We start from the raw sequence: 22,926 nt of genomic DNA, 5'->3' as shown, positions 1-22,926 counted from the left end.
AATCGACGATCGCCACCGGCTACGGTGAGTCGCGTGGACTCCGACCACCAGCGTGATGACGGTCACAGCACGTCGCCCATCTGGGTGAGCGACCGACCCGACACCGACGCCGACACCGGCACGGACGCCGAGCCGGCCGGTGCCGCGCGGACCGGCGCCGGCCAGGCCGACCCCGCGTCCGTACCGGTCGTGCGCGTGCCCCTGCGCAGCCTGATCGAGCAGCCCCGCTACCGCAACCTGCGCAACCGCGCGCTGCTGACGGTGGCCGTGGCGCTGGTCGCGGGCTTCCTGCTGAACGACTGGCGGCTGGGCGTCACGGCGGGCATCGTGGCGGCCATCGCCGACGCGGTCTACCGCGCCCGGTCCCACTCGACCGTGCCGGCCTGGCGGCGCGCCTCCGTCGCGGAGCGGCGCACCGAGGCCCAGCTGCGCAAGCTGGAGCGCAACGGCTACCGCACCCTGCACGCGCGGGCGATCCCCGACACCGAGGCGCAGATCGACCACCTCGTCGTCGGGCCGACGGGCGTGTACGCGGTCGACTCCGAGAAGTGGGACAAGCAGCTGCCCGTCCGCGTGCAGATGGGCAAGAAGCTCTTCCACGGCCCGTTCGACAAGAAGGCCCGGCTCGCCGAGGCGAAGATGGAGGCGTCGGCGGCCAGCGAGCTGATCAGCAAGGCGTACGGCCGCGACGTGCAGGTCGTGCCCTCCCTGGCCATCTACGGCCCGGCCGTGCCCTGGAAGATCATGACGATCCGCGGCGTGGACGTCTACGAGGGCGGGCGCGCCCGCAAGTGGATCACCAAGCGCGAGCGGGCGCTGACCGACGAGGAGATCCAGCGCCTGTACGAGATCGCCGCCGAGGTGCTGCCGCCGCGCTACGGCGAGGACTGACCGTCCCCGCGACCGCTCTCACCTGATCCGGCCGTGCAGCAGCTCCACCAGCGTGGCGTGGGTGCGCTCCACGGGCCGGTCGGGGTAGAGCGCGCGCCGTTCGATGGAGACCGTGAGCACCATGCCGAACACGGCGGTGGCCGCGGTCTCCACGTCGAGGTCGGCCCTGACCTCGCCGGCCTGCACGGCCCGGCGCAGCACGCCCGTGTAGACGCCGAGCGCCCGCTCGCGCAGCTGCGCCACGGCCTGCTGCCAGGCGGTCCGCCACATCTCGGCCAGCAGCACCCGCGCGAGCGGGCCGTGCTCCTCGAAGAAGCGGAGCTGGCCGAGGACGACCGAGTCGAGCGCCTCCAGCGCGCTCGCGCCGGTGTCGGCGGCGGCCAGGGCGTCGGCCAGCCGTCCGATGGAGTGCTCCAGCAGCGCGCCGAACAGCGCCTCCTTGCTGCCGAAGTTGTAGAAGACGGTGCCCTTGGCCACGCCGGCCCGCTCGGCGATGGCCTCGACCGTCGTGGCGGTGTAGCCCTGCTCGGCGATCAGGTCCACGGCCGCGGCGAACACCTTCGAGCGGGTGTCCTGGCGGCTCACAGCGACAGCTCCGGGTGCAGCCGCTTGACCGTCCAGGTGCGGCTCCGCTCGACGGCGAGCGTGGTGAGCGCGAGCCCCAGCACGAGGAACGCGGTGAGCACGCCGCACGCCTGCCAGACCACGGTCGGGTCGCCGCCGCTGATCAGCCGGCGCAGCGCGGCCACGACCCAGCTCATCGGCAGCCACGGCGAGATCGTCTGGAAGAAGCCGGGCGACGTCTCGATCGGGTACGTGCCCGCCGCGGAGGTGAGCTGGAGCATGAGCAGCGCCAGCGCGACGACCCGGCCGGGCGGGCCGAGCAGCGCGTTGACCGCCTGCACCACCGCCAGGAAGGCCGCGGCGGCCAGCAGCAGCAGGCCGATCACGCCGGCCCAGTTCGCCGCCTGCAGGCCGAGGCCGAAGCGCAGGACGGCCGCCAGCACGCCGACCTGCGCCGCGCCGAGCGCGAGCGCCGGGACCCAGCCGGACAGCGCGATCCGCACCGCGCCCGTCGTGCCGGCCAGCCGCCGCTGGTTGAGGGGCTTGAGCACCATGTACGCGATCATCGCACCCACCCAGAGCGCCAGGGGCAGGAAGAACGGGGCGAAGCCGGTGCCGTAGTTGGGCACCTCGTTGTCCACGTCCTTGTCCAGGCGCACGGGGTCGCTCATCATGTCGGCGCGGGCGTCGCGCTCCTGGGCGTCGTAGTCGGGGATCTTCCTGGCGCCGTCGCCGAGGCCGGTGGCGAGGTCCTTGGAGCCCTCGGCGAGCTTCGACAGTCCCTTGTCGACCCGGCCGGCGCCGTCGTGCAGCCGGTCCACGCCGGAGGTGAGCCGGTCGGCGCCGTCGCCGAGCCGGGTCAGCCCGCCGCCGAGCTGCGTGAGGCCGTTGGTGACCTGGGCCGAGCCGGAGCGCAGCCGGGTGGCGCCCTGGTACAGCTTGTCGGCGCCCTGGCCGGCCTTGCCGACGCTGCTGTCGATCTTGGCGGCTCCGGCGGCGAGCTTGGCCAGGCCGGCGTCGAGCTGGTCGACCTGCTTCCTGACCTGGCTCACCCGGGGGCCGAGCTGCGGGGCCACCTGGGCGATCTTGCGGGCGGTGGCGGCCAGGTCGCGCGCGGCGGCGCTCAGCTCGGCGGCCTCGGGGTCCTGGAGCTTGTCGGCCTGGTCGGCGACGCGCTCGGCGGCGCGGGCCACCTCGGGTCCGTACTGGTTGAGGAGGGGGACGTACCTGTCGGCGAGCTGGTCGACCGTACGGGTCTGGGCGTGGACCTTGTTCGACGCCTCGCGGGCGCCCCGCCGCAGCGGGACGGTGCCCTGGCTGCGCAGCTTGGTCAGGCCGCCGCGCAGCGCGCCGATGCCGCGCTGTGCCTGGGTGATGCCGTCGGTGATCTTGGCGGAGCCGTCGCGCAGGCGGGCGGTGGCGTTCCCGGCGGTGTCGAGACCGGTGGAGAGCTGCCGGGCGCCGCTCTCTGCGGTGCCCAGGCCGGAGTTGAGCTTGGAGACGCCGTCGCCGGCCTTCACCGTGCCCGCGTGCAGCTTGTCGGCGCCGTCGGCGGCCTCGGTGGTCTTGTCGTGGATGTCGCCGATGGAGATGAAGACCCGGTCGAAGTAGTCGTGCACGACGGTGCGCTCGGCGGCGGCCCGCACCTCGTTGAACACGGCGTCGGAGATGCTGCCGATGATGTAGCTGCGGCCGGTGTCGACGCGGACGCCGAGCTGGGCGGGCGCGGGGGTGGCGGCGTCGTCCGACGGCGAGGCCAGCCGGGAGCTGAAGTCGGCGGGGATGGTCAGCGACAGGTAGTAGCTGCCGTCCCTGACGCCGTCGGCGGCCTGCTGGGGCGTGGCCTCGTGCCAGTTGAAGACGTGCCGCTCGCGCAGCTCCTCGGCGAGGTCCTGGCCGGCGTGCAGGTTCTTGTTCCCGGCCGTGGCGGGCCGGTCCTCCATGACCAGCGCGACGGGCACGCGGTCCAGGTTGCCCTGCGGGTCCCAGAACGACCACAGGTACAGGCCCGCGTACAGCAGCGGCAGCACGACGACGGCCGCCAGCGCCATCCGGGGCAGTCTCGACCGCAGCATTCCTCTCATCACAGCTCCACGAGGTGGTCGTAGCGGGCGGGCGGGGTCACGCACGAGGCGACCACGGCGCGGTCGAGCCCGGCGAGCAGGGTCCACAGCGCCTCCTGCCGGTCGGGCGGCAGGCCGGCGTCCACGTTGTCGGCGACGATGACCTTCGGGTCGTCGAGCAGGGCGAGGGCGACGCCGAGCCGCACCTGCCCCTCCCGGTCGAGCTCGCGGACGAGCGTCCGCTCGCCCGCGTCCAGACCGGCCTGCTTGAGCAGCTTCGGGTACGGGCCGCGCCCGCGTTCGCGCAGGTGCTCCCCCACCGTCAGCGACCGGTCGAGGTCGGTGACGCCGTCCACGAGGGCCAGGGCGGCCACCTTGCGGATGGCGCGAGGTTTGACGTGCCCGGCCACGGCAAGAGTGCCCGCCGTGGGCTTCATCCGCCCGGCCAGCGTGAGGAGCAGGCTGGTGCGGCCGCTGCCGGCGGGACCGGCGACGGCGGTGAGGGTGCCGGCCCCGGCCTCGAAGGAGACGCCGGCGTACACCCCCTCCACGGACAGGCCCTTGGCGACGATCACGACGGTCCCTCCTTCTTTGAACTGACCGGTCAGTACAAAGAATAGCTTACGCCGACTTTTGACTGATTTGGGGGTGCGGGCCGTGCCGGTGCCGATTCCGCGGCGTCCCAGGAGGCGGGAGAGGAATGTCCGAGTGCTGGACGCGCTGTCTCAGCAGCCGGGCGATGGCCGTACGATGTGAGGATCGGAAAGCGATGGGAGTAGCACAATGCCGGCCCTCAGGTCACGAACGGTCACCCACGGCAGGAACATGGTCGGCGCGCGGGCCCTGCTCCGCGCCACCGGTGTAGCCGGGGGCGACTTCGGCAAGCCCATCATCGCCGTGGCCAACAGCTTCACCCAGTTCGTCCCCGGCCACGTTCACCTGCGCGAGGTCGGCGACGTGGTGTCGGCGGCGATCCGCGAGGCCGGGGCGATCCCGCGCGAGTTCAACACGATCGCCGTCGACGACGGCATCGCCATGGGCCACGGCGGCATGCTCTACTCCCTGCCCTCGCGCGAGCTGATCGCCGACGCGGTCGAGTACATGGTCAACGCCCACTGCGCCGACGCGCTCATCTGCGTCTCCAACTGCGACAAGATCACCCCGGGCATGCTGCTGGCCGCCTTCCGGCTCAACATCCCGACGATCTTCGTCTCGGGCGGCCCGATGGAGGCCGGCAAGACGCCCGGCCGCAAGCTCGACCTGGTCGACCCCATGATCGCCGCGGCCGACGACTCGGTCTCCGACGCCGAGCTGCTGGAGATGGAGGAGCAGGCCTGCCCGACGTGCGGGTCGTGCTCCGGCATGTTCACCGCCAACTCGATGAACTGCCTGGCCGAGGCCATCGGCCTGGCACTGCCCGGCAACGGCACGATCCTGGCCACCCACCGGGCGCGCAAGCAGCTCTTCCAGGACGCCGGCCGGCAGCTCGTCGAGATCACCCGGCGCTACTACGAGGACGACGACGAGTCGGTGCTGCCGCGCTCGATCGCCACGCGCGAGGCGTTCGAGAACGCGATGGCGCTCGACGTGGCCATGGGCGGCTCGACCAACACGATCCTGCACATCCTGGCCGCGGCCCGCGAGGCGGGCGTCGACTTCAGCCTCAAGGAGATCAACGAGATCTCACTGCGCGTGCCCTGCCTGTGCAAGGTGGCGCCCGCCACGAGCAAGTACCACGTCGAGGACGTCCACCGCGCCGGCGGCATCCCGGCCATCCTGGGCGAGCTCGACCGCGCCGGGCTGCTCCACCGCGACCTGCCCACGGTCAGCGGGCTGAAGCTGGGCGAGCTGCTGGCCCAGTGGGACCCGCGCTCGCCCGAGGTGCGGCCCGAGGCCGTCGAGCTGTGGCACGCCGCGCCGGGCAACGTCCGCACGGTCAAGCCGTACTCCCAGGACAACCGCTGGGACTCCCTCGACCTCGACCGGGCCGAGGGCTGCGTGCGCGACCGCGAGCACGCCTACACCGCCGACGGCGGCCTGGCCGTGCTCTACGGCAACATCGCCCGCGACGGCGCCGTGGTCAAGACGGCCGGCGTCGACGAGTCGATCTGGCGCTTCAGCGGGCCCGCCGTCGTGTTCGAGTCGCAGGAGCAGGCCGTCGAGGGCATCCTCGGCGGGCGGGTGCGCGAGGGCGACGTGGTGGTCATCCGCTACGAGGGCCCGAAGGGCGGCCCCGGCATGCAGGAGATGCTCTACCCGACCTCGTTCCTCAAGGGCAAGGGGCTGGGCAAGGCGTGCGCGCTCGTGACCGACGGGCGCTTCTCCGGCGGCACGTCCGGCCTGTCGATCGGCCACGCCTCCCCGGAGGCCGCCGAGGGCGGCGCGATCGCGCTCGTCGAGGACGGCGACATCATCGACATCGACATCCCGGCGCGCACGATGGAGCTGCGGGTGCCGGAGGCCGAGCTGGCGGCGCGGCGTGAGAAGCTGCTGGCCGACCTCGGGGGCTACCGCCCGCGCGACCGCAACCGGCCGGTCAGCGTGGCGCTCCAGGCGTACGCGGCGATGACCACGTCCGCCTCGACCGGCGCCTCGCGCGACCTCACCCAGCTCTCCCGCTGACCTCCGCTCACCGCCGCCCGGCGCCCCCGTCCGAGGGGTGCCGGGCGCGGCTGTCCCGGGGGTCAGTGTCCCCTTCCTTGCGTACACGCTTTCGAAAATTGTCGGTGGCGCTCTCTATCGTGGGGGTATGGCTAGAGTCGTGAAGCCCACCACCCGCCCGCTGACGACCGCCGAGATCGCCGCCCTCGCCCTCTCCCTGGCCCACCTCGGCACGGGCCCCCAGGCCGTCACCGCCAGGCGCGGCCTGCAGCACGCGCTCGAGCACCTGGAGCTCGACGACGACGTCATCGCCACCACGCTCTCGACGCTCACCGACCCGCTGCCCGTGGAGGTCGCCTCCCGGGCCCGGCTCATCGCCGACGCCATCACCAGCCGCATGATGATCCGCCTCCACTACTGCGACGCCGGGGGCCACGTGACGGTCCGCGACGTCGAGCCGGTGACGTGCCTGGTCCACCGCGAATACTGGTATCTCGTCGGGGTGTGCCGGATGCGCCGGGCCATCCGGGCGTTCCGGTTCGACCGCATCCTCGCGGTCGAGCCGACGCTGACCCCGTCGCGCCCCCACCTGGCCGACCGCTTCCTGCCGTTCCAGCGCCGCAAGCGCGCCAGGGCGGCGTAGCTCCCGACGCGCCGAGCCCGGCGGGCAGGGCCGAGGCATCAAGCCCGCCGTTGAGCGCGGCGCACCGCGGGCCGCGTCCGGCTGTGCACGCCGCACATGCCGGCGCGGCGCCGAGCGCATACCGTTCACGGCATGAGCTATCGCGTCGCCATGGACATCGGAGGCACCTTCACCGACGTCGTCCGCTACGACGAGACGACCGGGTCCGTCGTGGCGTCGAAGGCGTCCACCACGCCCCACGACCTGGCCGAGGGCGTGTTCGCCGCCCTCAGCCGGGTCGTCGACGACCCCTCGCGGATCTCGTACTTCGTGCACGGCACCACCCAGGGGCTCAACGCCCTGCTGGAGCGCAAGGGCGCGCGGGTGCTGCTGCTGGCGAGCACGGGAGCCGGCGACGTCTACCGGATCGCCCGCGGCAACCGCGACCGCATGTTCGACCTGCGCTACCGCAAGCCCGCCCCGCTGGTCCCCGCCGAGGACGTGGCCGAGGTGGACGGCCGGCTCGACTGGCGCGGCGAGGAGCTCGTCCCGCTGGACGAGGAGGGCGTGCGGCGGGCGGCCCGCCGGGTGCGCGAGGAGGGGTTCGACGCGGTCGCCGTGTGCCTGCTGTTCTCGTACGCCGACCCGCGCCACGAGGTGCGCGCCGGGGAGATCCTGCGGGCCGAGCTGGGCGAGGACGTCCTGGTCGTGCTGTCGCACGAGGTGGCCCGCGAGTGGCGCGAGTACGAGCGCACCTCCTCGGCGGTGCTGGAGGCGTACACCGGGCCCGTCGTGCGCCGCTACCTGGCCGAGATCGAGCGGCGCTTCGCCGAGCGCGGGCTGGGCGTGCCCGTCCACGTCATGCAGTCGTCCGGCGGGCTGGTCAACGCCGCCTACGCCATGCGCAGGCCGTTGCAGACGCTGCTGTCCGGGCCGGTGGGCGGCACCATGGGCGGTGTCGCCGCGGCCCGGCTGCTCGGCCGCCGCAACGCGATCTGCGTGGACATGGGCGGCACGTCGTTCGACGTGTCGCTGGTCGTCGACGGCCGTCCCGACGTCAGCGCCGAGGCGCGCATCGAGGGCCATCCCGTGCTGATGCCCATCGTCAACCTGCACACGATCGGCGCGGGCGGCGGCTCCATCGCGTACGCGGAGGCGGGCGCGCTGCGGGTCGGCCCCGAGTCGGCCGGCGCCGTTCCCGGGCCCGCCTGCTACGGCCGGGGCGGCACACGGCCCACGGTCACCGACGCCAACGTGGTGCTGGGCCGGGTGGACCCGGAGTGGTTCGCGGGCGGCCTCATGGACCTCGACGTGGAGGCGGCCGGCGCCGCCGTCGCCACGCTCGCCGAAAAGCTGGCCCTCGACCCGCTCGACCTGGCCGAGGGGATCTGCGCCGTGGCCAACGCCAAGATGGCCCAGGCCATCCGCACGCTCACGGTGGAGCACGGGGTGGAGCCGCGGGAGTTCTCGCTGGTCGCCTTCGGCGGGGCGGGCGCCATGCACGCCGTGTTCATCGCCCGCGAGCTGGGCATCTCCGAGGTGGTCATCCCGCGCTTCCCCGGCGCGTTCTCCGCGTGGGGCATGCTGGAGGCCGAGGTGCGGCGGGACCTGACGCACCCGTACTTCCGGCCGCAGGACGTCCTCGACGGGGCCGACCTGGCCGGCCGCCTCGCCGCCCTGGAGGCCGAGGCCCTGGAGGCGCTGGCCGAGCAGGGCGTGCCGGCGGAGCGGCGCCGGGTCGAGCACGCCGTGGACATGCGCTACGAGGGCCAGGACTACACGCTGACCATCCCGCTGCGCGATGCCGGCGAACCGGCCGCGCCCGGCTTCCTCACCGAGATCGCGGCCCGCTTCGCCGAGGCCCACACCAGCCGCTACGGCCACGCCACGCCCGAGGCGCCGGTGGAGTTCGTCATGGTCCGCAGCACCGGGCTCGGCTCCTTCCCGCGCGCCGCGGCCGGCGCCCCGGACGTCACCGGGGAGGCGGCGCCGGCCGTACGGGACGTGGTGTTCGACGGCGCCGTGCATCGCACGCCGGTGCTGCGCCGCGCGCACCTCGACGGAGAGCTGACCGGGCCGGCCATCGTGGTGGAGGAGACCGCGACGACGGTCGTCCCGCCCGGGTGCCTGGCCACGGTCGACGACAACGGCTTCCTCATCGTGAAGGTGGACCAGTGATCGACCCCGTGACCACGGAGATCATCCGCTGCGCGCTCGTCCAGGCGGCGGAGGACATGAACACCACGCTCATCCGCAGCTCCTACACGCCGGTCATCTACGAGGCCAAGGACTGCGCGGTCGCGCTGCTCGACCGCGACCACAACGTGCTCGGGCAGTCGTCCGGCCTGCCGATCTTCCTGGGCAACCTGGAGGTGTGCACCCGCGAGACCGAGCGCCGCCACGGGCCGCAGGTCTGGCGCGAGGGCGACGTGTGGGTGCTGAACGACTCCTACATCGGCGGCACGCACCTCAACGACGTCACCGTGTACGGGCCGATCTTCGTGGGCGGCGAGCTGGCCGGGTTCGCGGCGTCGCGGGCGCACTGGCTGGACGTCGGCTCGAAGGACCCCGGCGGCTCCATGGACTCCACCTCCATCTTCCAGGAGGGGCTGCGGCTCGGCCCGGTCAAGGTGTACGAGGGCGGGCGGCCCTGCGTGGACCTGCACGAGGTGATCGGGGCCAACGTCCGCTTCCCGCACGCCACGCTCGGCGACCTGCGCGCCCAGGTGAGCTGCGTCCTCATGGGGCAGCGGCGGCTGAGCGAGATCGTCACCCGGTGGGGCCTCGGCACGGTCATGGCCGCCCGCGACGAGATCTTCGCCCAGACCGAGCGCATGGAGCGGGCCGCGATCGCCGCCATCCCCGACGGCGTGTACCGGGCCGGCGGCCACCTCGACAACGACGGCATCGACCTCGCCACGCCCCTCCCGGTGAACGTCACGATCACGGTGACGGGCGAGTCGATGCGCGTGGACCTGACCGACTGCGCCGACCAGGCGCTCGGCCCGGTCAACTGCGGCGCCGCCCAGGCGGTGGCCGCCGTGCGGGTGGGCTACAAGCTGCTCGTGTCGGGCGACGTGCCGCTCAACGGCGGCTCGTTCCGGCCGCTGACGGTGGAGACCCGGCCCGGGTCCATGCTGGCCGCCCGCTCCCCCGCCGCCTGCCAGTACTACTACTCGCACCTCGGGCTGCTCATCGACCTCGTGGTCAAGGCGCTGGCGCCGGTGATGCCGGAGCGGGCCGCCGCGGCCTCGTACGGCGACTCCATGATCGTCCAGTTCACGGGCACCGACCCGCGCACCGGCAAGCTGTACGTCTCGCAGGAGGCCACGGTCGGCGGCTGGGGCGCCTGGGAGGGCGGCGACGGCGAGACCTGTCTGATCAACAACGTCAACGGCTCGCTGCGCGACATGCCGATCGAGGTGCTGGAGACGCTCTTCCCTGTCCGGGTCACCCGCTACGAGGTGCGGCCCGGCAGCGGCGGCGCGGGCCGGTGGCGGGGCGGCGACGGCGTGGTCCGCGAGTACGAGTTCTGCGCCGACACCTCGCTGTCGCTGTGGTTCGAGCGGTCGGTCACCCCGGCGTGGGGGCTGGCGGGCGGCGAGGCGGGCGCCCCGCCGAGCGTCACCCTCAACCCCGGCCGGGCGGACGAGCGCCGGATGCTCAAGGTGAACGCGCTGCCCGTGACAGCGGGGGACGTGCTGCGCTGCGAGTCGGGCGGCGGCGGAGGCTACGGCGCCGCGACCGCGACGAGCACCCACGCCTCCTGACCGGCGGGCTCCTGACCGGCGGGAAGGCGAGATCTCCTTCCCGCCTGCGGCGCGCGGGTGTGAGGCCGCCTGTGGACGATCACGTCGCGCCGGGGATCAGGGCAGCAGGACACGGCAGGCGAGCTGGAGGGCGAGGCGGGTGGCGGCGTCCTCCAGGTCGAAGCCCGCGGCCCTGATCCGCTCGATGCGGGTCGTGACCGTGTTGCGGTGGACGCCCAGGCGTTCGGCCGCCTTCAGCGCCCCGCCCTCGTCGAGGACCGCGGCCAGCGTGCGCAGCAGCGTGCCATCGCGGTCCACGGCGAGCAGCGGTCGCAGCACCACCGACGCGGGCGCCCGCAGCGCGTCCGCCGGGATGGCGCCGAGCAGCTCGGCCGGTCCCATCCGGTCGGCGCGCGCGACCGTCCCCGGTCCCGCCACGAAGGCGGCGGCCTCGGCGCCCAGCAGCGACTCCTCCGCCGCGCCGAGCCCGCCGACGGGGGCGCCCGCTCCGGCGGCGCACGGCCACGGCGTCGACTCGACGCACCGCCGCAGCCGTACGGCCAGCTCGTCCGGGGACACCCCCGACCAGCCGGCCCATCCCTCGCCCCGGCGCACCACCGGCACGGGGCCGAGAGCGGCGGCGATCAGGGCGCGGGCGCGGACGGCGTCGGGCCGTCCCCCGGCCGGGCGGACCAGGTAGGCGGTGAGAGGCCCGCGCACCGCCCAGCCGAGCGCGGCCGCCGCCGCCCGCACCTCGTCTGTCACCTGCTCGTACGCGCCCTCCTCGGCCCCGGAGGGCTCTTCCCGAGGGGTCGGGGAGGACGTACCCCCGCGCCGCCCCGGAAGCCCGGCCCCACGAGGAAGCCCAGCCTCACGAGAGGCCGCCCCGTGAGACGCCGCCTCGTGAGACGCGAGGTCGTGAGACCCGGGATCGTGAGACGCGGGATCGTGAGAGACGCCCTCGCGAATGCCGGGCTCACGGACTGCGACCTCCTCACGCGCGACCTCCTCACGCGCGGCCACCTCACGCGCGGCCACCTCACGCGCGGCCACCTCACGGGCGACCTCCTCACGTGCAGCCTCCTGCCGTGCGACCTCGTGAGGGGGCACCTGACGGGAAGCGACCTGATGAGGGGCCGCCTGACGGGATACCGGCCCGTGATGCGCGGGTTCGGGAGGGAGGGTCAGGAGGCGTTCGGCGAGTGCCTCCTGGACGGTGAAGTCCTGCCAGGCGCGGAGCCGTTCGGTGGCCGCCCACGCCGCCAGCGGCGCCAGCGCGAGCTCCAGCACCGTGCGCACCACCGCCGGCCACCCGGGCGAACGGGACGACCCGCCCGCCACCAGCTTGCCCAGCGTGGCGCCGTCGGCGTCGGCCACGTCCACCTCGACGGTCCAGCCGTCCCGCCCCCGGCCCGTGGCTCGCCTGCCCGCCAGGTGGTCGCCGTACGGGTCGAGGAAGGCGACCGAGGTGCCGGGCAGCTCCGCGTTGAGCACCCCGAGCACGCGCCGCACGGACGGGCGGTCCCCGGCCAGCCGCGTCGCGCAGCGGGCGACGAGCTGCGTGCGGGCCGCCTCCGGCCGGGAGGCGGCCGACGCGACGTGGACGGCGGTGACCAGCGGGTCCTCGTCGACGAAGACCAGGGTCACGCCGAGCCGTTCCGCCAGCGCCTCGCCCGAGCCCTCGTCCAGCCCTCCGGACGGCGCGATGACGCAGGCCGCCGCCTGTTCCCACGCCCGGCGCACGGCCATCTCGACGGCCCAGCCGCCCGCCGCGGCCGCGCCGATCAGCACGACCGCCGTGTGCGGGGCGACCGTGCCGAACACCGCCAGCTCGTCCACGATCCGCACCTGGCGCACCGGGTCGCGTCCGGCGCCGTACATGCGCGCCCCGGCCAGCGGACCGCCCTCGACCAGCTCGGCCACGGTCACCGGGGCCTCCCAGCCGGCGCCGGGCCGCCCGGGAAACCCGGCCGCGCTCACAGCCGGCCCCCGTCCGCGCGCAACCCGCCGCTCACAGCCGGCCCCCTTCCGCACGCAACCCGCCGCTCACAGCCGGATCCCGAACGCGCGCAGACCGCCGAGCGCCAGTCCCGCCTCCGTGTGCCAGACCGGCGCGGCCGTCACGGTCATGACCTCCACCTCCAGCCCCGGTTCGGCCTTGTCGACGTCCACGACCAGCCCGTCACCGCACGCGATCATGCAGATCTGGTCGGGCGCCCTGGCGACCACCGCGCCGTCGGCCAGGGCCAGCACGATCTCGTTGTGCGCCTCCAGCCGTACCAGGCGGCGCAGCCCTTCCAGCTCCTGCACCACGATGCTCGACGGCAGCGACGGCATCGCCAGCTCGCCGCCGTGTCCGCTGCTGCCCTCCACCGCCAGGATCCGGCCCCGGCACAGGGTACGGACGCCGAACGGCGCGGCCACCTCGCGCGGCGCCCCCTTCTCGCCGGCCTCCAGGAGCCGGCTCACCGTGCCCGGCACCAGCACCCGGGCCAGCTCGCCCGCCTCCATCGGATAGCAGGCCGCCACGCCCCAGCCGCCCATCGCCAGCACGACCGGCCGCAGCAGCTCCTCGACCCGGTCGGGGGCGGTCTCCAGCACCGCCAGCTCCCCCGAGGCGCCGGCGATGGCCAGCGGCACCGCGCTCACCCCGCCCAGCGTGTACGTCGACTGCTCCACCAGCGGGAACACCCGGCCGGTGCCGTCTCCGTCCACCACCGGCACGTCCAGGGCCGCGGCGGCGACGAGCGGCATCAGAGCGTTCTCGGCCGCCAGGTTGAGCGCCACCACCGCCCCGGCCCGCCGGCCCAGCCGCCCTTCGAGGGCCCGTACGGCCCGCGCCGGCTCGTCCCCGCGCGGGAGCTGCTCCGACAGGGCCGTCGTGGAGCCCACCAGGGTCACGGCCGCGCACCAGGTGCCGGGATCCAGCTCGCCCGCCGCCACGAGCTCCACGCCTGCCCCGATCACGGACGCCGCCCAGTCGCGCACCAGCGCGGACGACGACTCGGACGCCCCCGTGGCGAGCAGCCGCGCCCCCGCCGCCAGCAGGTCCAGCTCGGCCGGCCCGATCAGGCGGCTCACCCGCGACCTCCCCTCGCGTGGCGCCTGCTCCGGGCCCCGCTTCGGGCGCGAGGGTCACGCGCACTCATGGCGGGCCTCCCTCCGCGGTCACCCTCACCCGGTAGAGGCCGTCGGGCAGGTAGGACAGCGGGTTCACGGTCGTCTCGGTGATCCTGGCCGAGCCGGGCGCCGCCCCCGCGCTCACCGCCCGGGTCAGCGCCTCGTCGCCGACGTCCGCGAGCGCCCGGTCCAGCTCCGCGCGCCCGCGCGCCTGCACGATGCGCTCCACCCGCGCCTGGGGCCGTCCGAGCGTCGCCCCGTACGCCGCCACGACGTCGTCGGACACCTCCGCCTCCCCAGGGGCGCCGGCCAGGGCGGTGCGGCCCGCGGCCAGGCTCACGGCGTGTCCACCGTCACAGGCCGCCGGGTAGCGGCGGAAGTAGTGGGCGGACACCAGCCCGCCGTCCGAGCGGGCGAAGTACAGGGGCGCCCCGGGGAAGTCGTGGGCCAGCCGGTCGGCCAGGCGGCCGGCGCCGGGGCCGAGCGCGGCGTTGCGGATCGCGCTGCGCTCCCGCTCGCGCAGTCCCGGCCGGCCGAACTCGTACGACAGCGTGATCCGCGCCCCCGGCACCTCGGCCGCGACGGCCGCGGCGACGGCCAGCTCGTGATCGGCCAGGACGGGAGAGCCGGTGGCCGTGACGGCGAAGTCGCGCAGCCCGCACCCGGCCGCGAACCGGCGGACCGCGTCGAGGTCGAGCGGGGCCAGCGGCCGGCCGGTGAGGCTGTGCCCGCCGCGCACGATCACGGCCGCGGGCGGACGGACCGCCGCCTCCGCGACATCACCCTGACCCACCGCTTCCGTGGACTCCGCCGCGCCACCGCCCAGGCCCGCAGCCGGGCCGAGCGCCGGCGGGCAGGGGCCGCCCACCCGGATCGCGGCCACCGGCGCCAGCGGCACCGTGTCGAGGTCGGCGGCCACGCAGACCGCGCGCGCCGTCCCGGTGACGGCGCGCGCGGTCGCGGACCGGAGAAGGGCGCCGTCCCGCACGGCCACCACCACGGGGGCGGGCCGGGCGAGCGCGACGCCGACGATCATTCGAGCTCCCGGCCCTCGGTCTCCGGCAGCGGCAGGGCCAGCAGCGCGGTCACGACCATGAACGCGTTGATGATGAGCATGACCGCGGTGAACCCGGTGGCCCGGGCCAGCAGCAGCCCGACGACGGACGGCGCGGCGGTGGTCGCCACGAGCTGCGCGGCCGTGGCCCAGGAGTAGCCGGTGCCGCGCAGCGCCGTGGGGAAGAACTCGCCGTTCCAGGTGTTCCAGACGCCCCAGGCGCCCAGGCTGAAGAACGACAGCACGAAGTTGCCCGCGTACAGCTCGAACGTGGTGTCGGCGGTGGCGAACCAGAAACCGCCGAGCGCCGCCGCGACGACGTAGACGAGGAAGACCCGCTTGCGGCCGAACCGGCCCGTGAGCAGGGAGGCGCTCACGTACCCGGGGATCATCATGAGCGCGCTGAGCGCGGCGAACCCGAGCGAGGCCGACAGGCTCAGCCCCTTGCCCTGCAGCAGGGTCGGCAGCCAGGTCTGCAGCCCCCAGTACCCCCAGTTGAAGACGAAGTTGAGCGCCAGCATGACGAGGGTGATCCGGGCGAGCCCGCCGCGGAGCAGGTCGAGCGGGCGGCCCACCCGCGTGGTCGCCACCGTGAACGCGGCGTCGGCGTCGGGGCTGCCCAGGGTGCGCAGCACGGCCCGCGCCTCGTCCTGCCGGCCGCGCGCCGCCAGCCAGTACGGCGACTCGGGCACCCAGGCCCGGACGGCGAACGCCCACAGCCCGGCCACCGCGCTGGCGAGCACCACGACGTGCCAGCCCAGGTCGCCCAGCGTCACCGAGGCGCCGATCGCGGCCAGCATGCCGATCGGCCACCCGATCGACAGGTACACCGCCGCGCGCCCGCGGTGCCGGGTGGGCAGCAGTTCGAGGAAGTAGGGGAAGGTGATGGTGTAGACGCCCGCCAGGGCCAGGCCGGACAGCACCCTGATCCCCACCAGCGCGGCCGTGCCCGGCGCGAAGGCCGAGGCGAACGCGCACACCCCGTAGGCCAGCAGCGACCAGAACGCGGCCGGCCTGCGCCCGACGCGGTCGGCGACGGGCCCCCACACGAGCACGCCCGGGATCATGCCGAACGCGACGGCTGAGAGCACGATGCCGACGCCTCCCTCGTCGATGCCGAAGCGCGTGCTCAGGTCACCGGAGACGTAGATGAGCGCGAGCTGCTCCCACGACTCGATGACGAACGCGATGAACAGGGCCAGGGCGATGAGCGCGTGCCGGCGGGTGAACGGCATTCGGTCGAAGGCCGCCCCGATGGGCAGCGTGCGTTGCTCGACGGCTGTCATGAGCAGCTCCTCGGAGAAGGGCGCGACGTGTGGCCGCACGATAGGTCAGCCCTCCTCCCGCCGAACTGTGCGCGGCGCCCGGCCGGTGCGCCGGAGCCTGTGCACGCTGCCCTGAGCGCACCAGCATATGCGCAGGTCAGCAGGCCCCTGCCGACGGCCGGGCGCGACTCCGGGTCAGGAGCAGCAGCCGCCTCCGCAGCACCCGCCGCCGCCTCCGGCCGCCGGGCGCGGGGCGGAGCCGCCGCCGGTCATGGCCACGGTCGACAGCAGCTTGACCGTGTCGTCGTGGCCTTCCGGGCAGGTCGCCGGGTCACCGGAGGCGGACATGGGACGGGACACCTCGAAGGTGGAGCCGCAGGCGCGGCAGCGGAACTCGTAGCGTGGCATGAGCACAGATTACGACGAGCCGGCCAGCGTCACGTGCGCGTAGTCGCCCACCGGCTCGTAGCCGATGGCCTGGTAGATGGCGTTGCTCGTCGGGTTGGCCAGGTCGGTGAACAGCACCACCTCCTCGCCCCGCTCGTCGAGGGCCAGGCGGCTGGCGTACGCGGTGACGGCCGAGCCGTGGCCGCGTCCCCGGCACGCCGGCGGCGTGTAGACGGGCCCGGTGCGGCAGACCCCGCCCATCGCGGGCGACACCCCGGCCATCGAGACGGGCACGCCGTCCGTCTCCCACACCACGAGCTCACGCCGGGTCAGCCGACGGGTGGCGGCCTCCACCGTGTCACCGAGGTCCATGCCGACCTCGGCGCCGAACGCGTCCAGCCACGCCACCATCAGCGGCAGGTCGCCGCCCGTGGCCACCCGGCCCCGCCCCGGCGTCCCGGGCGGCTTGAGCGTGCCGAGCCGGTAGAGGCGTTCGGCGCGGACGTCACCGGAGCGGCCGAGCGCCGCGCAGGCCGCGTCGACCGCCGCGCGCGGCCCGACAAGCCCGGGGATCTCGCCGTCGTACTCCTCGGCGAGCGCGGCCGCCGCCTCGACCGGGATGTCGGCGAGCACCAGCGCGCGGGGCGGCGTCCGGAACGCGGCGCCGCACACCTCACCCCAGGACGTCCACCAGCCGAAGACCGCGCCCTGGGCCGGCATCCCGTCGCGGATGTTGGCCAGCACGGTCAGCGGGACGGTGTTGCGCACGGGATCGGCCAGCAGGAACGGCTCCGCGGCCGCGGCGTACTCGGCGACGTCCGTCGTGAAGGTCCACATGCCCGGGATCCTGCCATCCGGCGGCGCCACGGGCATCCGGGTTTCGGCGCCGGGCGGGAAAGCTCCGCCGGGGTCCGGCGAAGGGAGGATGACAACCGTTCACAGGAGGGTGAGAGTGTGTCGACCGAGACGCGCGCGGAGGTGGACGACCATGATCTGGTCGCCCGCTTCCGGCTGGACGCGGAGGAGTTCACGGCCGTCTACGACCGGTACTTCCGCGAGGTGTACCTGTACGCGGCCGGACGCGTGGACGTGCAGGCCGGTGAGGACATCGCGGCGGAGACGTTCTGCCTGGCCTTCCGCGACCGCGGGCGCTTCGACCCGGCGCGCGGAGGGCTGCGGCCCTGGCTGTTCGGGATCGCCACGAACCTGATCGCCCGCCACCGGCGCAAGGAGGCGCGCCACTACCGGGCGCTGGCCCGTACGGTCGCCGAGCCTCCCGCCGACAGCCATGAGGGCCGGGTCGTGGAGTCCGTGGCGGCGCAGCGCATGGCGCCCCGCCTGGCCGGCGCACTGGCCACGCTCAACCGGGGCGAGCGTGACGTGGTGACGCTGGTCTACCTGGCGGAGCTGACCCATCAGGAGGTGGCCGACGCGCTCGGCGTCTCCTACGGAACCGTCGGGTCCCGGCTCAGCCGGGCCCGCAAGAAGATCCACCACGCGATGGCCAAGGAGGACCACCATGGATGACCTGCGCGAGATCCGGACCGTGCTCGCCAAGCCCGAGCCGTCCCCCGAGGTCGTCGCCCGGCGCCGCCGGCAGCTCCACGCCGCGATGAGCGGTCGTGCCCCCCGGCGGCGGGCGCGCCTGCTGCTGGTCCCGGTGGCCGCGGCGGCCGTCGCCGCCGCGGTCGTGGTCGCCGTCGCCCGTCCCGGCGGGCCCCCGCCCGCGGTCACGACCGCGCGCGACGTGCTGCTCGTCGCCGCCACCACCGCCGAGCGCACCCCGGAGGGCTCGGGGACGTACTGGCACATCACGGTCACCGTGGGCAGCCGGCCGCCGAGTGAGTACTGGTACCGCCGGGACGGGCAGTTCTGGATCAAGGGCAAAGGCCTGAAGGGCGAGGGGAAGCTCTTCCGCTTCACCACCAAGTCGCAGCCGTTCATCGTGGGGCCGCTGCGCATGAGCTTCGACGAACTGCGCGGACTGCCCGTCGACGAGGACGCCCTCTACACGCGGCTGCGGTCGGCCATCGCCGACGGTGACGTGCGCACCAGCGCGGGAGCGCCGAGCGAGAGCGACCTGGACGGCTTCACCGTGGAGACACTGGTCTCGCTGGTCAGCGAGGCGCCGGTCTCCCCCCAGGTCCGCGCCGCCGCCTATCGTGCGCTCGCCTCCCGGCCGGGCGTCACCGACCTCGGCGAGACCGACGACGGGCGGCGCCTGCGGATCCCGATGCATGGCGGTGACCGCGAGGTGGTCGTGGACCCGGAGACGGCGCGGGTGCGCAACACGCCCGTCTGGGCGCCCCTGACCGGAGGTCTCGCGTTCACCACCACCGGCGAGGGGGCCACGATCGACGCCGAATGGACCGACGAGCTGCCCGCCGAATGAGCCGATGAGCGAAGGGCCCGCACCTCGGGGGTGCGGGCCCCTGGGCTACGCGGCCTCTTCCAGGTAGGGCGCCCATTGGGGGTCGCCGACGAGCGAGGCGCCGATCAGCCTCCAGTGGGCGCCCCGTGGCACCGCCGGGGTGACGCGCAGCGTCCACCCCAGCTCCTCCAGGTACTTGTCGGCCTTGCGGTGGTTGCACGTGGTGCACGAGGCCACGCAGTTCTCCCACGTGTGCGCCCCGCCACGGGATCGGGGGATGACGTGGTCGATGGTCTCGGCCCGCTGGCCGCAGTAGGCGCAGCGGTAGTCGTCGCGGCGCATGAGCGCCGCCCTGGTCAGGGGAATGCGTGATCGGTAAGGGATGCGGACATATCGCCTCAGCCGGATCACCGACGGCACGTCCAGCGTACGGCTGGCCGAGCGCAGGACCGCGCCCCGCCCGTCTCGGTGCACGACTTCGGCCTTCTCCCGCAGCACCAGCACGATGGCCCGGTGCAGCGACAGAGTGGTGAGCGGCTCGTAGGTGGCATTCAGCAGCAGGACCTGGCGCATCATCGGGCCTCATCCCGCCGCGCGCGTATCAAAGGGGACATGCCATGGCATGTCCCTGCTGTCGGCCCCTCCTGGGGCATGGATGCTTCCGTCACGTGGACCTCCGCCGGACGGTCCAGCGGATGAACACCACGGCACCGTCCTGTCACCCAGTTTGGCGTTTCCCGCGTGGTCCCCGCCACCCCATAACCTCCAGCCCGGAATGACCAGAGGGACGCACGATACGTTTTATGCCCGTAACACCCGGACTTTACGCGCGTTCCTTCGCAGTAGGGTTCGGGGCATGACGCGAGAGCCGTATCCCACCGCGCGCCGTGCGGACACCGTCGACGTCCTGCACGAGACGCCCGTCCCCGACCCCTACCGCTGGCTGGAGGATCCCGACAGCCCCGAGACGCAAGGGTGGCTGCTGGCTCAGGCCGACCTGTTCAAGCGGGAGAGCGAGCCGCAGCGCTTCCGGGAGCGCATCGGCGAGCTGCTGAGGTCCGGTTCGGTGGGCACCCCGGCCTGGCGCGGCGGGCGCGCGTTCTTCAGCCGCCGCACGCCCGACCAGGAGCACGCGGTCTACTACGTCGCCGAGCCCGACGGCACCGAGCGGGCGCTGATCGACCCCATGGAGCTCGACCCGTCCGGGCTGACCACGCTCGACGCCGTCCAGCCCGACAAGGAGGGGCGCCTCCTCGCGTACCAGATCTCGGTGGGCGGCACCGAGGAGTCGGTCCTGTACGTCATCGACGTCGCGACCGGCTCCCGCGTCGAGGGCCCGATCGACCGCTGCCGCTACTCCCCCGTGGCCTGGCTCCCGGGCGGCGAGGCGTTCTACTACGTGCGCCGGCTGCCCAGCACCGAGGTGCCGGAGAACGAGTCGCAGTTCCACCGCCGCGTCTACCTGCACCGGGTCGGCACGTCCACCGAGGACGACGTCCTGATCTTCGGGCAGGGCCTGAAGATGACCAACTACTACGGCGTCTCGGTCTCGCGCGACGGCCGGTGGCTGCAGGTCTCCGCCCACGAGGGCACGGCCCCGCGCAACGACCTGTGGGTCGCCGACCTGACCGCCTCGCCGCCGGAGCGGCCGGAGCTCGTGGTCGTCCAGGAGGGCGTGGACGCGCAGACCGGGCTGACGTTCGGCCGCGACGGGCGGCTGTACGTCCACACCGACCGCGACGCGCCCCGGGGCCGCGTCTGCGTGACCGACCCGGCGACGCCCGGGGCCGGCGGGTGGCGCGACCTGATCCCGGAGGACCCCGAGGCGGTGCTGTCCGACTACGCCATCCTCGACGACCTGGAACGCCCGGTCATGCTGGTGAGCTGGACGCGCCACGCCATCAGCGAGATCTCGGTGCACGACCTGGCCACGGGCGAGCGCCTGGGCGAGGTGCCCACGCCGGGCCTCGGCTCGATCGGCGGCCTGTCGGAGCGGCCCGAGGGCGGGTTCGAGGCGTGGTTCGGCTACACCGACAACACCACGCCGCCGACCATCCAGCGCTACGACGCCCGCACGGGCGAGACCACGCTGTGGGCGGCCTCCCCGGGCGCGGTCCAGGTGCCGGCGGTGCGCACCTCCCAGGAGGTCTACCGGTCCAAGGACGGCACCGAGGTGCGGATGCTCGTCATCTCCCCGGTCGACGCCGAGGGACCGCGCCCCACCATCCTGTACGGATACGGCGGCTTCGGCCTGTCGATGACCCCCGGCTACTCCGCCTCCATCCTGGCCTGGGTCGAGGCGGGCGGCGTGTACGCCATCGCCAACCTGCGCGGCGGCGGCGAGGAGGGCGAGGACTGGCACCGCGCCGGCATGCTCGCCCACAAGCAGAACGTCTTCGACGACTTCCACGCGGCGGCCGAGCACCTCATCGCCACCGGCGTCACCACGCGCGAGCAGCTCGCCATCTCCGGCGGCTCCAACGGCGGCCTGCTCGTCGGCGCCGCCCTGACGCAGCGGCCCGACCTGTACGCGGCCGTGGCCTGCTCGGCGCCGCTGCTCGACATGGTGCGCTACGAGCTGTTCGGGCTGGGGGCCACCTGGAACGTCGAGTACGGCTCGGCCGAGGACCCCGAGCAGTTCGGGTGGCTGCGGGCGTACTCGCCGTACCACCACGTGCGCGAGGGCGTGGAGTACCCGGCGGTGCTGTTCACGGTGTTCCAGTCGGACACGCGGGTGCATCCGCTGCACGCGTGGAAGATGTGCGCGGCGCTGCAGCACGCCTCCGCGTCGGACCGGCCGGTGCTGCTGCGCAACGAGACCGAGGTGGGGCACGGGGCGCGCTCGATCAGCCGTACGGTGGACCTGTCGGCCGACACCCTGACCTTCCTGGCCCGCCACACCGGGCTGTAGCCGCCACACCGGGCTTCAGCCGCGACGCCCCTGCCCGGACTGCCGCACCGGGCGGGGTGTACCAGGCGTACGGCGCGTAGGTCATGACGGGACACGCGCCGGGCCTGTGGCCTCCGGTCTCAGCGGGGGAAGACGATGGTCTTGTGGCCGTCGAGCAGCACCCGCTGCTCGGCGTGCCAGCGCACGGCCCTGGCCAGCGCCACGCACTCCACGTCACGGCCGATGGCGGCGAGGTCCTCCGGCGAGTGGCTGTGGTTGACGCGGGCCACCTCCTGCTCGATGATCGGCCCCTCGTCCAGGTCGGACGTGACGTAGTGCGCGGTCGCGCCGATCAGCTTCACGCCCCGGTCGTGCGCCTGGTGGTACGGCTTGGCGCCCTTGAACGACGGCAGGAAGGAGTGGTGGATGTTGATCGCCCGGCCCGCCAGCTTGGCGCACAGGTCCTCCGACAGCACCTGCATGTAGCGGGCCAGCACCACGAGATCGACCTGGTAGTGCTCCACCAGGGCCAGCACCTCGGCCTCCTGCCGGGGCTTGGTCTCCGGGGTGATCGGCAGGTGGTGGTAGTCGATCCCGTACGACTGGGTGAGCGGGCGCAGGTCCGGATGGTTCGAGGCGACGGCCACGACCTCGATGTCCAGGGTCTTCTTGCGCACCCGGTAGAGCAGGTCGTTGAGGCAGTGGTCGAACTTGCTGACCATGATGAGCACGCGCGGCTTCCGGGCCCTGTCGCGCAGCTCGAACTCCATGCCGAACTCCGGCGCCAGCGCCGCGAACGCGGCCCGCACCTCGTCCTCGGCCAACGGCGAGGTGAACTGCACGCGCATGAAGAAGCGCCGCGCGGCCTGGTCGCCGAACTGCTGGCTCTCGGTGATGTTGCATCCGTGCCCGGCCAGCAGCCCGGAGACGGCGGCCACCACCCCTGGCCGGTCGGGACACGACAGGGTCAGGACGTACTCGGCTGGGCTCATGTCATTACTTTCGCGGACGTGGGACGGTGGGCGCTGTCGCTGCCGGCCCGGGCAGGTTCCTGCCCGGGTGCCGACCCGGGCAGGTTACCGCCCGCAGGCCGGCCCCACCCGGCCGTTCGGCGGCTGGGGCTCAACGCTCGGCGCGATTCGCGCGTCCAACGAGCGTACCCGTCACTCCGTACCACGGCGGATGCCCCTTGCCCACGGCGATACCCCTTGCGAGGGCCTGCGCCCCAGTAGTCCCATCGAACCCCGTTCTCCAGCAGAATGGAAGTTCATCCATCATCGAGCCGATCATGGGGATGCGCCCCGCGACGCCGGTCGCGCGCGCCGGCCGGAACGGAGGCACGTTCACCC

General features: G+C 73.9%; 19 protein-coding genes. 8 read left to right on the top strand and 11 right to left on the bottom strand.

Features of this window, described 5'->3' with window-relative positions:
- Nucleotides 1-33: 33 nt before the first annotated feature.
- A complete protein-coding gene (locus HT134_RS45780) occupies nucleotides 34-891 on the top strand; it encodes a nuclease-related domain-containing protein (RefSeq protein WP_175602162.1) in 858 nt (285 codons plus the stop codon).
- Nucleotides 892-909: 18 nt separating this feature from the next.
- On the opposite strand, the gene HT134_RS21360 is transcribed toward HT134_RS45780, so the two are convergent.
- Genes HT134_RS21360 through HT134_RS21350 form a run of 3 tightly spaced genes read right to left on the bottom strand, consistent with a single transcriptional unit; the run spans nucleotide 910 to nucleotide 4,093 of the window.
- Nucleotides 910-1,476 (bottom strand): TetR/AcrR family transcriptional regulator, encoded by a 567-nt coding sequence (locus HT134_RS21360; protein ID WP_175602161.1) that lies wholly within the window; start codon nucleotides 1,474-1,476, stop codon nucleotides 910-912.
- On the bottom strand, nucleotides 1,473-3,539 hold the full coding sequence (locus HT134_RS21355; protein WP_175602160.1) for a YhgE/Pip family protein: 2,067 nt from the start codon (nucleotides 3,537-3,539) through the stop codon (nucleotides 1,473-1,475). Before HT134_RS21355 ends, HT134_RS21360 begins: the two co-directional genes overlap by 4 nt.
- Nucleotides 3,539-4,093, bottom strand: a complete 555-nt coding sequence (locus HT134_RS21350) for an ABC transporter ATP-binding protein (RefSeq protein WP_175602159.1) — start codon at nucleotides 4,091-4,093, stop codon at nucleotides 3,539-3,541. Before HT134_RS21350 ends, HT134_RS21355 begins: the two co-directional genes overlap by 1 nt.
- Before the next feature lie 208 nt (nucleotides 4,094-4,301).
- Between HT134_RS21350 and ilvD the strand changes: the two genes are divergently transcribed.
- The 4 genes from ilvD to HT134_RS21330 all read left to right on the top strand — a co-directional run bounded on the left by ilvD (nucleotide 4,302) and on the right by HT134_RS21330 (nucleotide 10,511).
- On the top strand, nucleotides 4,302-6,140 hold the full coding sequence (gene ilvD / locus HT134_RS21345) for a dihydroxy-acid dehydratase (protein ID WP_175602158.1): 1,839 nt from the start codon (nucleotides 4,302-4,304) through the stop codon (nucleotides 6,138-6,140).
- Nucleotides 6,141-6,267: 127 nt separating this feature from the next.
- Nucleotides 6,268-6,762: a helix-turn-helix transcriptional regulator gene (locus HT134_RS21340; protein ID WP_175602157.1), complete on the top strand. Its 495-nt coding sequence runs from the start codon at nucleotides 6,268-6,270 to the stop codon at nucleotides 6,760-6,762.
- A gap of 132 nt (nucleotides 6,763-6,894) precedes the next feature.
- Nucleotides 6,895-8,919, top strand: coding sequence for a hydantoinase/oxoprolinase family protein (locus tag HT134_RS21335; RefSeq protein ID WP_175602156.1), 2,025 nt, complete (start codon nucleotides 6,895-6,897; stop codon nucleotides 8,917-8,919).
- A complete protein-coding gene (locus HT134_RS21330; RefSeq protein ID WP_175602155.1) occupies nucleotides 8,916-10,511 on the top strand; it encodes a hydantoinase B/oxoprolinase family protein in 1,596 nt (531 codons plus the stop codon). Before HT134_RS21335 ends, HT134_RS21330 begins: the two co-directional genes overlap by 4 nt.
- A 96-nt stretch (nucleotides 10,512-10,607) precedes the next feature.
- Here HT134_RS21330 and HT134_RS21325 read toward each other — a convergent pair whose 3' ends face one another.
- From HT134_RS21325 to HT134_RS21300, 6 genes are all read right to left on the bottom strand, one after another.
- On the bottom strand, nucleotides 10,608-12,419 hold the full coding sequence (locus tag HT134_RS21325; RefSeq protein WP_175602154.1) for a helix-turn-helix domain-containing protein: 1,812 nt from the start codon (nucleotides 12,417-12,419) through the stop codon (nucleotides 10,608-10,610).
- 117 nt (nucleotides 12,420-12,536) lie between these two features.
- Nucleotides 12,537-13,571, bottom strand: a complete 1,035-nt coding sequence (locus HT134_RS21320; RefSeq protein ID WP_175602153.1) for a DUF917 domain-containing protein — start codon at nucleotides 13,569-13,571, stop codon at nucleotides 12,537-12,539.
- Nucleotides 13,572-13,635: 64 nt separating this feature from the next.
- Nucleotides 13,636-14,646, bottom strand: coding sequence for a hypothetical protein (locus HT134_RS21315; protein WP_175602152.1), 1,011 nt, complete (start codon nucleotides 14,644-14,646; stop codon nucleotides 13,636-13,638).
- A complete protein-coding gene (locus HT134_RS21310) occupies nucleotides 14,643-15,989 on the bottom strand; it encodes an MFS transporter (protein ID WP_312888289.1) in 1,347 nt (448 codons plus the stop codon). Before HT134_RS21310 ends, HT134_RS21315 begins: the two co-directional genes overlap by 4 nt.
- Nucleotides 15,990-16,124: 135 nt before the next feature.
- Nucleotides 16,125-16,337 (bottom strand): FmdB family zinc ribbon protein, encoded by a 213-nt coding sequence (locus HT134_RS21305; RefSeq protein WP_175602151.1) that lies wholly within the window; start codon nucleotides 16,335-16,337, stop codon nucleotides 16,125-16,127.
- 9 nt (nucleotides 16,338-16,346) lie between these two features.
- Complete coding sequence (locus HT134_RS21300; protein WP_175602150.1) at nucleotides 16,347-17,153, bottom strand: GNAT family N-acetyltransferase; 807 nt, start codon at nucleotides 17,151-17,153, stop codon at nucleotides 16,347-16,349.
- 117 nt (nucleotides 17,154-17,270) lie between these two features.
- Here HT134_RS21300 and HT134_RS21295 point away from each other — a divergent pair, with 117 nt between their 5' ends.
- Together HT134_RS21295 and HT134_RS21290 are read left to right on the top strand one after the other, a co-directional pair.
- Nucleotides 17,271-17,843, top strand: coding sequence for an RNA polymerase sigma factor (locus tag HT134_RS21295; RefSeq protein ID WP_175602149.1), 573 nt, complete (start codon nucleotides 17,271-17,273; stop codon nucleotides 17,841-17,843).
- On the top strand, nucleotides 17,836-18,708 hold the full coding sequence (locus HT134_RS21290; RefSeq protein ID WP_175602148.1) for a CU044_5270 family protein: 873 nt from the start codon (nucleotides 17,836-17,838) through the stop codon (nucleotides 18,706-18,708). The genes HT134_RS21295 and HT134_RS21290 overlap by 8 nt, the downstream gene beginning before the upstream one ends.
- 45 nt (nucleotides 18,709-18,753) lie before the next feature.
- Here the strand turns inward: HT134_RS21290 and HT134_RS21285 are convergent, their stop codons facing one another.
- A complete protein-coding gene (locus HT134_RS21285; protein ID WP_175602255.1) occupies nucleotides 18,754-19,260 on the bottom strand; it encodes an HNH endonuclease in 507 nt (168 codons plus the stop codon).
- Nucleotides 19,261-19,543: 283 nt separating this feature from the next.
- On the opposite strand from HT134_RS21285, the gene HT134_RS21280 reads away from it, so the two are divergent.
- Nucleotides 19,544-21,598 (top strand): prolyl oligopeptidase family serine peptidase, encoded by a 2,055-nt coding sequence (locus tag HT134_RS21280; RefSeq protein ID WP_175602147.1) that lies wholly within the window; start codon nucleotides 19,544-19,546, stop codon nucleotides 21,596-21,598.
- A gap of 119 nt (nucleotides 21,599-21,717) precedes the next feature.
- Here the strand turns inward: HT134_RS21280 and purU are convergent, their stop codons facing one another.
- Nucleotides 21,718-22,569 (bottom strand): formyltetrahydrofolate deformylase, encoded by an 852-nt coding sequence (purU, locus tag HT134_RS21275; protein WP_175602146.1) that lies wholly within the window; start codon nucleotides 22,567-22,569, stop codon nucleotides 21,718-21,720.
- Nucleotides 22,570-22,926 lie beyond the last annotated feature (357 nt).

Source organism: Nonomuraea rhodomycinica, assembly GCF_013363995.1.
Taxonomy (GTDB): Bacteria; Actinomycetota; Actinomycetes; order Streptosporangiales; family Streptosporangiaceae; genus Nonomuraea; species Nonomuraea rhodomycinica.
This window is presented reverse-complemented; position numbering and strand designations above follow the sequence as displayed.